A 13957-nucleotide genomic window follows, 5' to 3' on the forward strand; every position below is an offset into this window, starting at 1 on the left:
TCGAAATTATGTATTTGCCGGTCCGCCGGCTATCCTCATCCCGGAAATCAATGCGCGCACTTCATCGGGACCCTCGCATACCGCATCCGGCATGGCGCCTGCGCGCTCGCAGCGCTGACGCCAGTCGTTCCGACCGCATACGCCGGTTAAGACGAGCACCGTCGGACAACCGGCCGAGAGGCCGGCTGCAAGATCGGTGTGCGGGTTGTCCCCGACGACCCAGGCCTCCGAAGCTTCGATGCCCGCCAAGTCCAGCGCGTACCGCATCATAATGCCGGACGGCTTGCCGATGACGACCGGAGTCACGTCGCTCGCAGTCTCCAGCAAGGCGGCCAAGCTCCCCGCACCGGGCAGAAAGCCGTCGCCGACGGGCAGCCTGCGATCCGGATTGGTCAGCAAGTAGTCGGCTCCCGACAATAAATAGCCTAGCGCCGCGGTCAACTGTCCATAGTTCAAATCCCGGTCCAGTCCTTGAACGACAAGGTTCACGCTAGCGCCCGCGGCCAGCTCGGCTTCGTCCGGCATCGCGATGCCCGCCTCCGCGAGCGCGCTGCGAAGTCCGTGCTCGCCGATGACGAACGCGGTCGCATCGGGATGGCGCTTCTTGGCGTAATGCGCGGCGGCTGCCGCGGACGTAATAACGCGCGTTGCGTCAGCCGGGATGCCGAAGCCGCGCAGATGCGCCGCCACCTGCTCGGGCGTGCGCGTCGAATTGTTCGTTAAATACCAGCAGGCGATGCCTGCTTCTTCAAGCTCCTCGACCAACTCGCAAGCGCCTTCGATCGGCGTCTCTCCTCTGTACAGCGTGCCGTCGAGGTCGAGCAGCACCGCCTTCGGCCGCCCTGAGAACCGTTCTTCGCGGAGCAGCTCGGTTTGTTGCGACATGGATTTCGGCTCCTTTGACGCTGTCGTGCGCTTCATGATGCTGCCAGCTTTTATATGAATCACAATACCCTTTTGTCGAGTACTCTGCAACCATCCGCATATAGAAAGAAGCGTCGGGCCGCCCCGGAAAACTCAGCCGAGCCGGCCTGTCGCTTCGATCTTGCGGCGAAGCCGCGCCAGTCTGTGCCTGATCGCGTCGAGCTCCGCCCGCATGCGGTCGCTCTGCCTGAGCGAAGTTCGCCGCTGCAGCAGATCAAGCGCGCGCGATGCGTAATCCAGCGCGATGCCCGGCTCCCTGCGACGATGCTCGTAATGCATCGACAGCTCGATATGCGCTTCGGCGGAAGGCAGCAGCCGCGATTCGGCGAGGCGTGCGGCCCGCTCCCACAGGCCGGCCGCCTCGTCGTGCCGTCCGAGCCGCTTGAGGCGCGCGGCAGCCGGCAGCAGCCACCGTCCGCCCGGCGTGCCTTCCGCGATCAGCGCTGCGAACAGCCGCTCCGCGTGCTGCTCTCCGCCGTGATCGGCCAGCCAGGCTGCCGTGCGGAACAGCTCCTCGGGCTCCTCGGGCAGCGCCCATTCGGCGCCAAGCCGGCCCTCGAGCACGCCGCCGAAGTGGACGGTCAGGCTGGCCAGCGTCAAAATATCCCGCTCGTTGTGGATATAGACGCCGCGCAGATGTGACGCGTCCCCGTCGCTAAGGTACTTCATGTACAGCTCCGGCGCGAGCGAGCCGGGCACGTCTTCGCCGCGCACGATGCCGAGCCGGTCTTCTTCGATGCGGCTGAGCCGGCAGGACGGCAGCGTGTTTTTCCATAAGGCGCGGGAAGGATGCAGAAAATCGAGATGCCCTGGCTCGACGCCGCTCGGCCGCCAGCCGTTCAGCACGAAGCGGCTCGTCAACACCGGCCAATCGAACGACCTGCCGTTGTAGGTAACCAGGTGCGTAACGCCTGCGAACTTGCCCAGCAGGTAAGCCAGCATCGCCCGCTCTTCCCCGGGATGCCGGATGAGCAGCTGCTCCACCGTAAATGTCCCCGCTTCGCCGTCGGCGTATCCGAACCCGATCATGAACGGCAAATTGCCCGAGCCTACGCCGAGTCCCGTCGTCTCGGTGTCGAGGAACAAAAGCCGCTGCGCTTCGATGTCCATAGGCTCGGGCAGGGCGTCCGCCGCAGGCGTTCCTCGTTTCCGGTTCTGACGAACCGCAATCGGCTTCAGTCTTCTGGCGCAGTGAATGAGCTCGGACAGCACGTAATGGCCGTGCCGGTGCTCGAGGGGATAGACCGCGCGGCGGCGCAAAAAGCTGCCGTACTCGCCGGCGACCTCCTCGACGTGAAGCGCGGCGAGCGCAGGATGGAGTCCGCTTCCCGATATGCCTTTATCTTCAGTATCCTTAGTGGTGCGTTCCCTGCCGGCAGACGGTCCGGCGCTGCCTCGAGCATCAGCCCCCGAACGCGAGGAAGATCCGACTGCGCCCGCAGACGACACTCCGTTCCCCGCCTCAGCCGCCGCGCCGCCAAGCGACTCATCCGCTTTGGACGAAGCCGAATGGGCTCGCAGCCGGTCCAGCCGGTCGCGCAGGCTGCTCATCCCGCCGCACCTGCCGTTCGCTGCAGCAGCCCGAGGGCCAGGTCTTTGCCGAGCAGGCCGACCTCCTCGATCGGCCCGACGCAGGCCGGACAGCCGCTAAGGCACCCGCATCCCTCGATGAGGCGCCCGGCCTCCGCGAGCAGCTCGTCATGCTTTTCGTACAAGCGCTGGCTGAGGCCGATGCCGCCCGGATACCGGTCGTAGAAGTAAATCGTCGGCTGCTTCGTATGCACGGCCTTCACCTGGGGCACGACGCAGATATCCATCGGATCGCACATCAGATGCAGCGGCGCCAGATGGACGAGCACGTTGGCGAGCCCGAGCAGGGCGGACTGCATGTCGTTCGCGCTGCGGACGGCGGCGGCCTCTTCCGAGAACGAAAACCAGTACCCGCTCGTATGAAGCTCCTCCTCGGGCAGGTGGATCGGGCCGGAGCCGATGTTCTCATGGGTCCGCAAGCGCATCTTTTTGAAAATCGTCGGCTTGGCCGTAACCATCAACTCCCCGTATTGCCGCACGATGGCGCCGCCCGGCGATTCGCGCTCCTTGTCCACGTGCAGCACCTTCAGCTCGACCGCCAGACTCGCATCCGTGAAGTAGTCCACGTTCACTTCGCGCACGTAGGCTTTTTTTTCTGGATAGTCCAGCTTCTCGACCTGATATTGGACGCCTTCGTGCAGATAGATCGCTTCCTCGTGGATGAGCGTCGGCGCGCCGAACCGGTCGACCTCGCCGAGCACGCGATGCCCTTCCGTCATGTCGATGATGACGAAGTTCTCCTGGGCCGCGGAGCGAAGCGAGATACCGTGGGCCGGAAATGCCTGCTCCATCCAGTACCAGCGTCCGGCGTTCTCGTGCAGCACCTTTTCCTCCGCCAAAAATTCGAGCAGGTCGACGAGCTTCTCCCCGCCGAACGTGTCGCCCGCTTCGAACGGCAGCTCGTAGGCGGCGCACTTGATGTGATCGAGTAAAATAAGCAGGTTGTCCGGATGAATGCGCGCTTCCTCGGGCGGCCTGCCGAGAAAATAATCCGGGTGCTGGATCAGGTACTGATCGAGCGGATTGCTGCTGGCCACGAGAAACGTGACGGAGCTGCCGTGACGGCGTCCCGCCCGCCCGGACTGCTGCCACGTGCTCGCGATGGAGCCGGGATAGCCGTTCAACACGCAGGCTTGCAGCTGGCCGATGTCGATGCCGAGCTCGAGCGCGTTCGTGCTGACGACGCCGCGAATCTCCCCGCTTCGCAGCCCCTTTTCGATCTCCCGCCGCAGCTTCGGCAGGTAGCCGCCGCGATAGCCGCGAATCGACTTGGTCCCGAACTCCCGCTTGGTCAGCTCCTGCAAGTACGTGAGCAAGATCTCCACGCGTACGCGGCTTCGCGCGAACACGATCGTCTGAATGCCGCTTCTAAGGAGCAGCGCCGCCAGCTTCTGCGACTCCAGCACGCTCGAACGCCGGATGCCGAGCTGGCGGTTGACGACGGGTGGATTGTAAAAGACGAGGTGTTTTTCGCCGGCCGGCGCGCCGTTGTCGTCGACGAGCGCGAACGACTCCTCGATGAGCCGCTCGGCGTGCTCCCGCGGATTGGCGATCGTTGCGGACGCGCACAAAAACTGCGGCGCGCTGCCGTAAAATCGGCAAATTCGCTTCAGTCTGCGGATGACGTTGGCCACATGGCTGCCGAACACGCCGCGATAGGCGTGCAACTCGTCGATGACGATGTATTTCAGGTTTTCGAACAGCTTGACCCACTTCGTATGATGCGGCAGAATCGCCGAGTGGAGCATATCCGGGTTCGTCACGACGATATGGCCGGCATTGCGAATAACCTGTCGGACCGTAGGCGGCGTATCGCCGTCGTACGTATGGGTTTTGATGTCGACCTTCATCGCGTCGGCTAGCTCTTGAAGCTCTGCCACTTGATCCTGGGCGAGCGCCTTCGTCGGGAACAAATACAGCGCCCGCGCGCTCGGATCGGTCAATAGCCGCTGCAGCACCGGCAGGTTGTAGCAGAGCGTCTTGCCGGATGCCGTCGGCGTGACGGTCACGACGTGACGGCCGGCGCGGACAGCTTCGAAAGCGGCCGACTGATGGGTGTAGAGCGATGCGACGCCTCTCGCGCCGAGCGCCGCGGACAGCCTCGGATCGAGCTCCGGCGGAAAGGGCGCGGTCCGCGCGGGGCGGGCAGGCTGCGTATGCCAGTAGGTCACGTTTTCCATGATCTCCCGGTTCAGCTTCAGATGCTCCAGCCATTCCTCCATCGTCGCCGCTTTTCCCGTTAAAGGGTTCATGCCGCATCGCTCCATTTCTTTTGCGTTTCGTTCGCTTGTTTCGCTTGTTAGATGTAACTTTCATTGTACAGAATGTACGTTCGTACTTCAACGGGCTTCATAGACTATGTACGAGGAACTTTTCCGGTCCTATTCGATCGGGAAATGAAGGAGCAATATATTAGCGTTCATTTGTTTGAATTGTCGCGCAATTGTAATAATTATGTCGAAAGGAAGCGCTAACAGCGGAGTCCGGTCGAAAAAGAGGCTAACGGACGGGCGATTGGCGTTACTCAGTGTCGCATCCTGCGCTTTCCGGGGAAATGATCGTTCATTTCCTGTTTTTCGCGACAACGGAAAAAAGCCGCCCCGATCGCGCGTTCGATCGGGACAGCCATTTTTCCGGCCTCTATTAAATGCCTCATGCCTTGTCGACGTTAAAGTACTTCGCGTCCGGATGCGCGAATACCATCGCGGATACCGACGCTTCCGGCTCCATCATGAAGCCCTCGGTCAGCTGGACGCCGATATCCTCCGGTTTCATGAGCTCGAACAACGGTCCTTGGTCTTCCAAGTCCGGACAAGCGGGATAGCCGAAAGACACCCGGATGCCCTGATACCTCGCGCCGAAGCGCTGCTTCATCGTCATGTCGGCCGGGTCGGGGAAGCCCCAATTGTCGCGCATGATCTGATGCACCCGTTCCGCCATGCCTTCAGCCACCTCGAGCGCGGTCGCCAGCAACGCATGCGAACGCAGATAGTCGCCGCTCTCCTTCCACTTTTCCGCCTGCTCTCGCGTACCGTTGCCCGCCGTCACGACGAGGAAGCCGACGGTGTCCATCACGCCGCTGTCCACGGGCTTCAGGAAGTCCGCCAGGCACAGGTACGGCTCCACCGCCTGCCGCGGAAACGTAAACTTCTTGATTACCGTCTTGCGGTCGGCCGGATCGTAGATCAAAATATCGTTGCCGTCTCCCTGCGCCGGGAAAAAGCGGTACATCGCCTGCGGCTTCAGCCAGCCGTTCGTCTGCGCGTCGGCCATAATGCCGTCGATCGTGTCCTTCAGCTGGGTCGTGCGCTCATCGCCCGCCTTGAGCAGTTCCTCGACGTTGCCTTTGAGGCCGAGATGGTGACCCATCAGCATCTGCAGGTTTACGTACGGCAGCACGTGCGCGAGTGGATAATCGCGCAGGACGTGGCGATCGTAGTCCGGCGGCGCGAACACGGGCGCGTCCGGCGACACGCTTGCGCTGCGGGCGCGCGTCGGCGCGGGCATCGCAGGCTTCTCCTCCTCGCGTTCGAGCGTGGCGAGCGCGGTCCGGTGCTCTTGCTCGATCGCGGCGCGCTGCGCGGGATCGCTCAGCTTGTTGGCGATGTCGAGGCCGTCCATCGCATCCTTGGCGTACAGAACGACGCCGTCGTACTCGGGCGCGATCCGGGTCTTCGTGAACTTGCGCGTCAGCGCGGCGCCGCCGACGAGGATCGGGGCGTCGATGCCGGCGCTCTTCAAGTCCTGCGCGGTCAGCACCATCTGCTGCGCGCTTTTGACGAGCAGGCCCGACAGCCCGATCGCGTCCGGCTTCTCCTCGCGGTACGCGGCAATCAGTTGGTCCGGCGGCACCTTAATGCCGAGGTTGACGATCTTGTAGCCATTGTTCGAGAGAATGATCTCGACGAGGTTTTTGCCGATATCGTGCACGTCGCCCTTGACCGTCGCCAGCATGATTTTGCCTTTCACGGCGGAGTCCGCCTTTTCCATGTGGGGCTCCAGATGCGCGACCGACGCCTTCATAACCTCCGCGCTTTGAAGCACCTCGGCCACGATCAGCTCATTGTTGTTAAAAAGACGCCCGACCTCGGACATGCCGGCCATGAGCGGACCGTTGATGATGTCGAGCGGCGCGTACTTTGCCAGCGCCTCGTCGAGATCGGCGTGGAGCCCTTCCTTGCTGCCTTCGACAACATAGCCGGCCAGACGCTCTTCCAGCGGCAAGTTCTCGGCTTTGACCTTTTTCTCCACCTTCTTGTCACGGAAAGCGGCTACGAATTCGGCAAGCGTCGCGTCGTTCGTATTGTAGAGAAGCTCTTCGGCGAGCCTGCGTTCATGATCGGGAATGGACGCGTAGCGCTCGAGCTTTTCCGTATTGACGATCGCGTAATCGAGCCCCGCCTTCGTGCATTCGTACAGAAACACGGAGTTCAGCACCTCTCGGCCGGCCTCGGGAAGACCGAACGAAATGTTGCTGACGCCGAGAATCGTCTGGCACTTCGGCAGCCGCTCCTTGATGAGCCGGATGCCTTCGATCGTCTCCTTGGCGGAGCCGATGTACTGCTCGTCGCCGGTGCCGACGGGAAAGACGAGGGCGTCGAAAATGAGGTCCTCCGCCTGCAAGCCGTATTTGTTCACCAGCAAATCGTGCGAGCGTATGGCGACCTCGAGCTTGTCCTCCCGGGTGATCGCCTGTCCGCGCTCGTCGATCGTGCCGACGACGACGGCCGCGCCGTATTTGTGAAGAATCGGCACGACCTTTTCGAACTTCTCCTCGCCGTCTTCAAGATTAATGGAGTTAATTAACGTTTTGCCCTGGATGTATTTCAGCGACATGTCGATAACCGCCGGATCGGTCGTGTCGACCATAAGTGGCGCCTTGACCTTTTTCGTGACGAAGTCGAGAAACTTCTTCATGTCCTCGGTCTCGTCGCGATCGGGATCCTGCAAGCAGACATCGATGACATGGGCGCCGCTCTTGACCTGGGCGCGCGCGATCTCGGATGCCTCCTCGTACTTGCCCTCGGCGATGAGCCGCTTGAACTTGCGGGAGCCGAGCACGTTCGTCCGTTCCCCAACCATGTAAGGACGATTTTCGCTCTCGATATAGACGGTCTCGATGCCGGATACCGCGGGCGGATGCTCGCCAGCCTGAACGCGCGGCGCGACATCGGCCATCGCGTCCGCGATCGCCTTGATGTGAGCCGGCGTCGTGCCGCAGCAGCCGCCCGCGATGTTGATCCAGCCCTGTTCGGCGAATGCGCGCAGCTTGCGCGCCAGCGATTCGGGCGACTCGTGGTAATGCCCGTTCTCGTCCGGCAGACCGGCGTTCGGATAGCAGCTGACGCCCGACTTCGCGATCGCGGACAACGTACGGATATGATCCCGCATGAACTCGGGACCGGTCGCGCAGTTCAATCCGAACGAGACCGGGTTCAAGTGCTCGAGCGAGACGTAAAACGATTCGATGTTCTGACCGGCCAGCGTCGTGCCCATCGGCTCGATCGTACCGCTGATCATGATCGGGAGCGTGCGGCCCATGAGGCCGAACGCCGCCCGGACGCCGATGCTCGCCGCCTTGACGTTAAGCGTGTCCTGGCAAGTCTCGATCAGGATCGCGTCCACGCCGCCTTCCATAAGCGCGATCGTCTGCTCGCGATAATCCTCTACAAGCTGATCGAACGTCACGCCGCCCGTTACCGACAGCGTCTTGGTCGTCGGACCGAGCGCGCCTGCGGCATATCTCGGCTTATCCGGCGTCGAATACTTGTCGCAAGCTTCGCGCGCGAGCTTCGCCGCGGCCAAGTTAATCTCTCTCGCCTTTTCGGGGATGTCGTACTCCGCAAGTACGACCGACGTCGAGCCGAACGTGTTGGTCTCGATAATGTCGGATCCCGCCGCGAGATATTGCTCATGGATGTCGCGGATGACGTCGGGACGGGTCAGCACGAGCATTTCGTTGCAGCCCTCGAGCTCTTCGCCTCCGAAATCCGCAGCCGTCAGGTTCGCCTGCTGGATCATCGTGCCCATGGCGCCGTCGAGGATCAGAATCCGCTTCTTCAACTGCTCTTGCAATGGGGCTTTCTTATCGGTTAAAGTCATATTTAGACGTATCATCCTTTTCCGGGTAACTTCATGGGTAAAAGCATTAACTTCTATAGTAGCAGAATGTTTTATTCCCGAAAAGATCAGGTTGGATGTGTCGACAAACAGCGTGGCAAGGATTATAATTGAATCAACAAATACTTAAATTCATAGTGGGAAAGAAGGAATTGAAAATGGCAAAAGTTCGCGTGCGCAATACGAACGAATTGATCGAAGGAGAAGACAACGTCCGTTCCTTCCTCGACAAGCAAGGCGTGCTTTACGAACACTGGAATCCGGCCAAGCTGCCTGAGCGCCTGCAAGAAAACTTCGACCTGAGCGCCGAGGACAAGGCCGAGATCCTGTCCACCTTCGACGCCGAGATTCGCGACCTGGCGGGACGCCGCGGCTACAAGACTTGGGACATCGTCGTCCTGTCCGAGTCCACGCCGAACATCGAAGAGCTGCTGAAGAAGTTCGAGCAGATCCACACGCACACCGAAGACGAAGTACGGGCGATCACGGCCGGCGAAGGCATCTTCATCATCCGCGGCGACGAAGCGACCGGATACTTCGACGTCATCCTGAGCGCCGGCGACGTCATCTCCGTACCGGAAGGCAGCGTTCACTTCTTCACCCTGACCGAGTCCAAGAAGGTCGTCGCCGTTCGCCTGTTCATCGAGACCGAGGGCTGGATCGCGCATCCTTACGAGGATCCCGCTTTCGTCAAATAATTCGTATTCTTCGCATTAAAAAAAGCGCCGGAACCCTTCTTCTCGGGGATCCGGCGCTTTGTCATTCCGCGGAGAGCTTGTCCAGAAGCGGCTGCAATTCGCTCAGACTCGCGATCTCGTAGCTCGGCACGATCTCGTCGTTGCGAACGACGCCGTGCCGGTTGATCCAGATCGAGATCATCCCGACGCCGTTGGCGCCCTTGATGTCCGTCGTCAGTTTGTCGCCGACCATGACGCAGTCGCCGGCTTGAAGTCCGAGCCGCTGAAGCGCGTGCGCGAACAATCTCGGCGACGGCTTGCCTTCTCCGAATTGCCCGGAGATGACGATCTCGTCAAAGTAGGGGATCAGCTCGGGCGTCATCGCGAGCTTCTCCTCCTGCAAGTCGGGCGAGCCGTTCGTCAGGAGAAGGAGCTTGTAACGGCTCTTGAGCGCGTCAAGCACCTCGAACGTCTCCTCGTAGGCGAGCGGCAGCTTCCGGCGATGAGCCGGAAACTCCTCCGCAAGCTTAGCGCCGAGCGCCGGATCGTCTACGCCGAGTGCCTTGAGCCCGCGCGTCCAAGCTTCCCGCCTGTAGTCCGGCACGATCGCCTCCATCCGCCTGAACATTTCATGTTCGCCGGCCTTGAAGTTCCCCCCATAAGCCCTCGAACGGGTTGATCCCGATCATCTGCGTGAAAGGAAACGTATCGTACGTTTCGTAAAGCGCGCGCGCTTCGCGTCTTACCGCCTCTTCCAATGCTGCCGCATCAACGCCGGCTTCCCGCGAAGCCAGCTCGCATGTCGCCTCGAAAGCTTGCTTTACGCTTCGGTCATCCCAAAGCAGCGTATCGTCCAAATCGAACATAACCGCTTGAATCTTCATTCCCGTCCATCTCTCCCGTGCGCGATTCTTTAAAAGCATGTTATAGAAATTCTAGATTCCAGCTTCTGGCTCCCTTACTTGGCGCGCGTCTCCCACTCGATCTGATGCTGGCCTGCGAACTCTTTGAGACGAACGGACATCGCGTCCAGCGGGTACCGGTTCATCAGCTTGGAGAACACCCAGTTGCCGCCTTTGACCGGTTCGATGACGATGTAGCCCGGCATCTGAACGATCTTCCGCACTTCTAGCGGTTTAAGCGTCTTGTATCCCGCGAATTTGCGCGTCTCCAGCCTATCCTTCGAGACGGCCAAGTAAGGCCTGCGAAGGAAGTAAAACACGGCAAGAAGCACGTAACAACCGACCGTCGCCCAAAACATGCCTGCGCTCGACTTAAAGTCGGCGGACCACGGCTGGAACATCAGAATGTAAAACACGATCAGCAGCACGAGCGTAAACGGCATAATGAAACTCCGCCCCTTGAAGCGGTCGATCTGAGCCGCCGGCGCGGACAAGCTCTGCTTGCCCTCTTTTTTTGCGGCGCTTGTTGATTTCCTTCGAATTGCGCTGTACGGCGCGTTCCCATGAACGTGACACTGCATACCCTCCTATGTATAGACAAAGCCGGCATTAAGCCGGCTTTGCCGCGTTGCCGCATGAATAAGGCCGCACACCTAACATTAATGCCATTAATTATTGATGCATGGCGAATGCGTATTAATGCTTAATCGTATTTGCCGGAGGTTCGTCCGTCCATTCGATCTGATCGAGTTGTTGTTTGAAGTTACGCTTGAAGTTATCCAAGTAAACCTGACGCAGCTTCTGCCGCTCGACGGTCTCTTCCTCGGTCAATCCGGTCGTCTTGTGCTTATGTGCCAACTCGTTAATCCGAGCGATCAGCTTGTCGAATTCCATAGGGTCACCTCCCGTGTTGCCTCTTCTCATTTGACAATATCGCAAAGGGAATGTCAAGGCGAGGCGAAAGCAAAAAGACCGATATGCATCGGTCGGTTAAGATAGATTATTCAAGTAATGGTCATATCGCGAACAAAGCAGCATTCAGAACATTTGTTCTCAATGAGATGAATCTGACAGTTTGGCCGGAAGCACCAAGCGTTGACCCGAAGAGATGGAGGATGAAGTCAGTCCGTTGCGCTTCATGATCAGATGTACGGCGGCCACCGTCTTCATGCCGGAGGGCTTGGCATCCTCGGCAATCGACCACAACGTGTCTCCGCTATCAACCGTCACGGTCGCTTCGGCAGCCGTGGCCGGACGAATGGATTCGGGCTCGGCGGACGCGCTCATCATAGACAGTCCGGCGTAAATCAGAAGCGCGACGATCGGAATCAATATCAATCGAAGCCCTTTAATGGTAACCAACGATTGAATAACGCTCGATAAAGACGTGCTCTTGGACCGAGCAGCAGAGCCGGATGCCCGACCTGTTCCCGTCTTTCGATTCCCATATGTATAATCATTGGACTTCAACGAATCCGAACCGATAAGCTGTACTTGTACCATCTCATCCACCCCAAACGTTTGTTCTGATATGAGGATATCACGAACATACGTTTGAGTCAACCGTTTTACGAACACAGGTTCTCTAAGAACGAATGTTTGTACGAACTCCGGTTCTGTGTTATAATTTGTCATATGAATTTTTAAGTCAGTAGGAGGGCTTCGAGGTGTCGAAGATGTCCAACCGTCAATCCGCCATATTGGAATTTATTAAGAACGAAGTGAAGGACAAGGGCTATCCCCCGTCCGTGCGCGAGATCGGCGAAGCCGTAGGGCTCGCATCGAGTTCTACCGTGCACGGCCATCTCGACCGTCTCGAAAAGAAAGGCCTGATTCGCCGCGATCCGACCAAGCCGCGCGCGATCGAGATTACGGACGGCGAGCAGGATCCGGTCATCCAGTTCGCGCAGTCGGTCCGTTCCGTCCCGCTCGTAGGCAAGGTTACGGCGGGCGTGCCGATCACCGCGACGGAGAATATCGAAGAGTACTTCCCGCTTCCCGCCCAGATGGTCGGCGAGCAGACGGTATTCATGCTCTCCGTCAGAGGCGACAGCATGATCGACGCCGGTATCCACAGTGGCGATTATGTCATCGTACGCCAGCAGCAGACCGCCACGAACGGCGATATCGTCGTCGCCATGACCGAAGAGGACGAAGCGACGGTCAAGACGTTCTACAAGGAGCGCGACCATATTCGCCTCCAACCGGAGAACAGCACGATGGAGCCGCTGCGCTTGAACAACGTCAGCATTTTGGGCAAAGTCATCGGTTTAATCCGCAGCATCCGTTAAGAAATATACATTCCGCTTAACTTGAACACGAAGAAGCCTCGGCATCGCTAAGCGATCGCCGAGGCTTCTTCGTTCCGGCCGAATATCAATAAGTCGTCAAATACTGATCCCGCTCCCATTGGTGAACCTGGGTGCGATAGATGTCGTATTCGATTTCCTTCATCTCATAGAAGTGCGTGAGCGCGTGATCGCCGAGCGCTTCGCAGACGACCTCGTCGCGCAGCATCTCGGAGAGGGCTTCGCGCAGGTTGAGCGGCAGGCTCGGAATGCCGGCGTCGATCCGCTCTTCGTCGCTCATAACGTAAATGTTGCGGTCGACCGGCGCCGGAAGCGCAGTCTTGTTGCGAATGCCGTCGAGTCCCGACTTCAGCATGACCGCCAGCGCCAGATACGGATTGGCCGCCGGATCCGGGTTGCGGACTTCGACGCGCGTGCTGAGACCGCGCGAAGCCGGAATACGGATCATCGGGCTGCGATTGCTTGCCGACCAGGCGACATAACAAGGCGCTTCGTAGCCAGGAACTAGGCGTTTGAACGAATTGACGGTCGGATTCGTGATGGCGGCCATGCCCCGCGCGTGCTGCAGGATGCCGGCCATATAATGACGCGCCACCGTGCTTAGTCCGAGACGGTCGTTTGCGTCATAGAACGCGTTCTCCGAGCCTTTGAACAGCGACTGATGGCAGTGCATGCCCGAGCCGTTCATGCCGTAAAGCGGCTTCGGCATGAACGTCGCGTGCAGTCCGTGCTTACGCGCGATCGTCTTGACGACGAGCTTGAACGTCTGGATCTGGTCGGCCGCCTTGATGGCGTCCGCGTATTTGAAGTCGATCTCATGCTGTCCCGGAGCGACCTCGTGGTGAGAGGCTTCGATCTCGAAGCCCATCTCCTCGAGCATGAGCACGATGTCGCGGCGGCAGTTCTCGCCGAGATCGGTCGGCGCGAGGTCGAAATATCCGCCTTGGTCGTTGAGCTCGGTCGTCGGATTGCCCTTCTCGTCGGTCTGGAACAGGAAAAACTCGGGCTCCGGTCCGACGTTGAACGACGTATAGCCGAGCTCTTCGGCCTCTTCGAGCGCGCGCTTCAAAATGCCGCGCGGATCGCCGGCGAACGGCGTGCCGTCCGGCATATAGATGTCGCAGATCAGGCGAGCGACGCGGTCTTCCGTGACCCACGGGAAAACGACCCAGGTGTCGAGGTCCGGATATAGATACATGTCGGACTCCTCGATCCGCACGTAGCCTTCGATGGAGGAGCCGTCGAACATCATTTTGTTGTCCAACGCCTTCTGGAGCTGGCTTACGGGAATTTCCACGTTTTTGATGATGCCCATCAGATCGGTAAATTGCAAGCGGATGAAGCGTACGTTTTCTTCCTTGGCGATCCGAATGATATCCTCGCGCGAGTAGCTCATGACAGCCTCCTGAGAATGGTCGTTGTGGGTATAGCTACG

General features: G+C 59.6%; 10 protein-coding genes and 1 pseudogene. 2 read left to right on the forward strand and 9 right to left on the reverse strand.

The annotated features are described in order from the left end of the window. Positions 1-6: 6 nt before the first annotated feature. The 4 genes from OMP38_RS00825 to metH all read right to left on the reverse strand — a co-directional run bounded on the left by OMP38_RS00825 (position 7) and on the right by metH (position 8616). The gene (locus OMP38_RS00825; protein ID WP_277563491.1) at positions 7-885 is read right to left on the reverse strand and encodes an HAD-IIA family hydrolase; all 879 of its coding nucleotides are present in this window, start codon (positions 883-885) and stop codon (positions 7-9) included. A gap of 132 nt (positions 886-1017) precedes the next feature. Then, positions 1018-2475 (reverse strand): ribonuclease H-like domain-containing protein, encoded by a 1458-nt coding sequence (locus OMP38_RS00830; RefSeq protein ID WP_277563492.1) that lies wholly within the window; start codon positions 2473-2475, stop codon positions 1018-1020. Further along, positions 2472-4766 (reverse strand): DEAD/DEAH box helicase, encoded by a 2295-nt coding sequence (locus tag OMP38_RS00835; protein ID WP_277563493.1) that lies wholly within the window; start codon positions 4764-4766, stop codon positions 2472-2474. The genes OMP38_RS00830 and OMP38_RS00835 overlap by 4 nt, the downstream gene beginning before the upstream one ends. A 400-nt stretch (positions 4767-5166) precedes the next feature. After that, positions 5167-8616, reverse strand: coding sequence for a methionine synthase (gene metH, locus OMP38_RS00840; protein WP_277563494.1), 3450 nt, complete (start codon positions 8614-8616; stop codon positions 5167-5169). Positions 8617-8792: 176 nt separating this feature from the next. Between metH and OMP38_RS00845 the strand changes: the two genes are divergently transcribed. Beyond that, the gene (locus OMP38_RS00845) at positions 8793-9332 is read left to right on the forward strand and encodes a cupin domain-containing protein (RefSeq protein ID WP_277563495.1); all 540 of its coding nucleotides are present in this window, start codon (positions 8793-8795) and stop codon (positions 9330-9332) included. A 61-nt stretch (positions 9333-9393) separates the two neighbouring features. Here OMP38_RS00845 and OMP38_RS00850 read toward each other — a convergent pair. The 4 genes and pseudogenes from OMP38_RS00850 to OMP38_RS00865 form a co-directional block, all read right to left on the reverse strand. Continuing rightward, positions 9394-10195, reverse strand: a pseudogene (locus OMP38_RS00850) (HAD family hydrolase). A gap of 74 nt (positions 10196-10269) precedes the next feature. After that, positions 10270-10707: a hypothetical protein gene (locus OMP38_RS00855; protein WP_277563496.1), complete on the reverse strand. Its 438-nt coding sequence runs from the start codon at positions 10705-10707 to the stop codon at positions 10270-10272. 202 nt (positions 10708-10909) lie between these two features. Further along, positions 10910-11107: a DUF896 domain-containing protein gene (locus OMP38_RS00860; RefSeq protein ID WP_277563497.1), complete on the reverse strand. Its 198-nt coding sequence runs from the start codon at positions 11105-11107 to the stop codon at positions 10910-10912. A gap of 159 nt (positions 11108-11266) precedes the next feature. Continuing rightward, entirely contained in the window at positions 11267-11575 is a 309-nt protein-coding gene (locus OMP38_RS00865; protein WP_277563498.1) for a LysM peptidoglycan-binding domain-containing protein, read from the reverse strand. 305 nt (positions 11576-11880) lie between these two features. Between OMP38_RS00865 and lexA the strand changes: the two genes are divergently transcribed. Continuing rightward, positions 11881-12504 carry a transcriptional repressor LexA gene (gene lexA, locus OMP38_RS00870; protein ID WP_090112606.1) on the forward strand — a complete coding sequence of 208 codons (624 nt, stop codon included), beginning with the start codon at positions 11881-11883 and terminating at the stop codon, positions 12502-12504. 85 nt (positions 12505-12589) lie between these two features. Here lexA and glnA read toward each other — a convergent pair whose 3' ends face one another. After that, positions 12590-13918 carry a type I glutamate--ammonia ligase gene (glnA, locus tag OMP38_RS00875; RefSeq protein WP_277563499.1) on the reverse strand — a complete coding sequence of 443 codons (1329 nt, stop codon included), beginning with the start codon at positions 13916-13918 and terminating at the stop codon, positions 12590-12592. Positions 13919-13957 lie beyond the last annotated feature (39 nt).

It is taken from the genome of Cohnella ginsengisoli, assembly GCF_029525555.1.
GTDB classification, from domain to species: domain Bacteria; phylum Bacillota; class Bacilli; order Paenibacillales; family Paenibacillaceae; genus Cohnella; species Cohnella ginsengisoli.

What these genes read in the sequence shown, in the direction of transcription:
- OMP38_RS00825 (WP_277563491.1), bottom strand. Translation starts at nt 885, where the DNA reads ATGTCGCAACAAACCGAGCTGCTCCGCGAAGAACGGTTCTCAGGGCGG.
- OMP38_RS00830 (WP_277563492.1), bottom strand. Translation starts at nt 2,475, where the DNA reads ATGAGCAGCCTGCGCGACCGGCTGGACCGGCTGCGAGCCCATTCGGCT.
- OMP38_RS00835 (WP_277563493.1), bottom strand. Translation starts at nt 4,766, where the DNA reads ATGAACCCTTTAACGGGAAAAGCGGCGACGATGGAGGAATGGCTGGAG.
- metH (WP_277563494.1), bottom strand. Translation starts at nt 8,616, where the DNA reads ATGACTTTAACCGATAAGAAAGCCCCATTGCAAGAGCAGTTGAAGAAG.
- OMP38_RS00845 (WP_277563495.1), top strand. Translation starts at nt 8,793, where the DNA reads ATGGCAAAAGTTCGCGTGCGCAATACGAACGAATTGATCGAAGGAGAA.
- OMP38_RS00860 (WP_277563497.1), bottom strand. Translation starts at nt 11,107, where the DNA reads ATGGAATTCGACAAGCTGATCGCTCGGATTAACGAGTTGGCACATAAG.
- glnA (WP_277563499.1), bottom strand. Translation starts at nt 13,918, where the DNA reads ATGAGCTACTCGCGCGAGGATATCATTCGGATCGCCAAGGAAGAAAAC.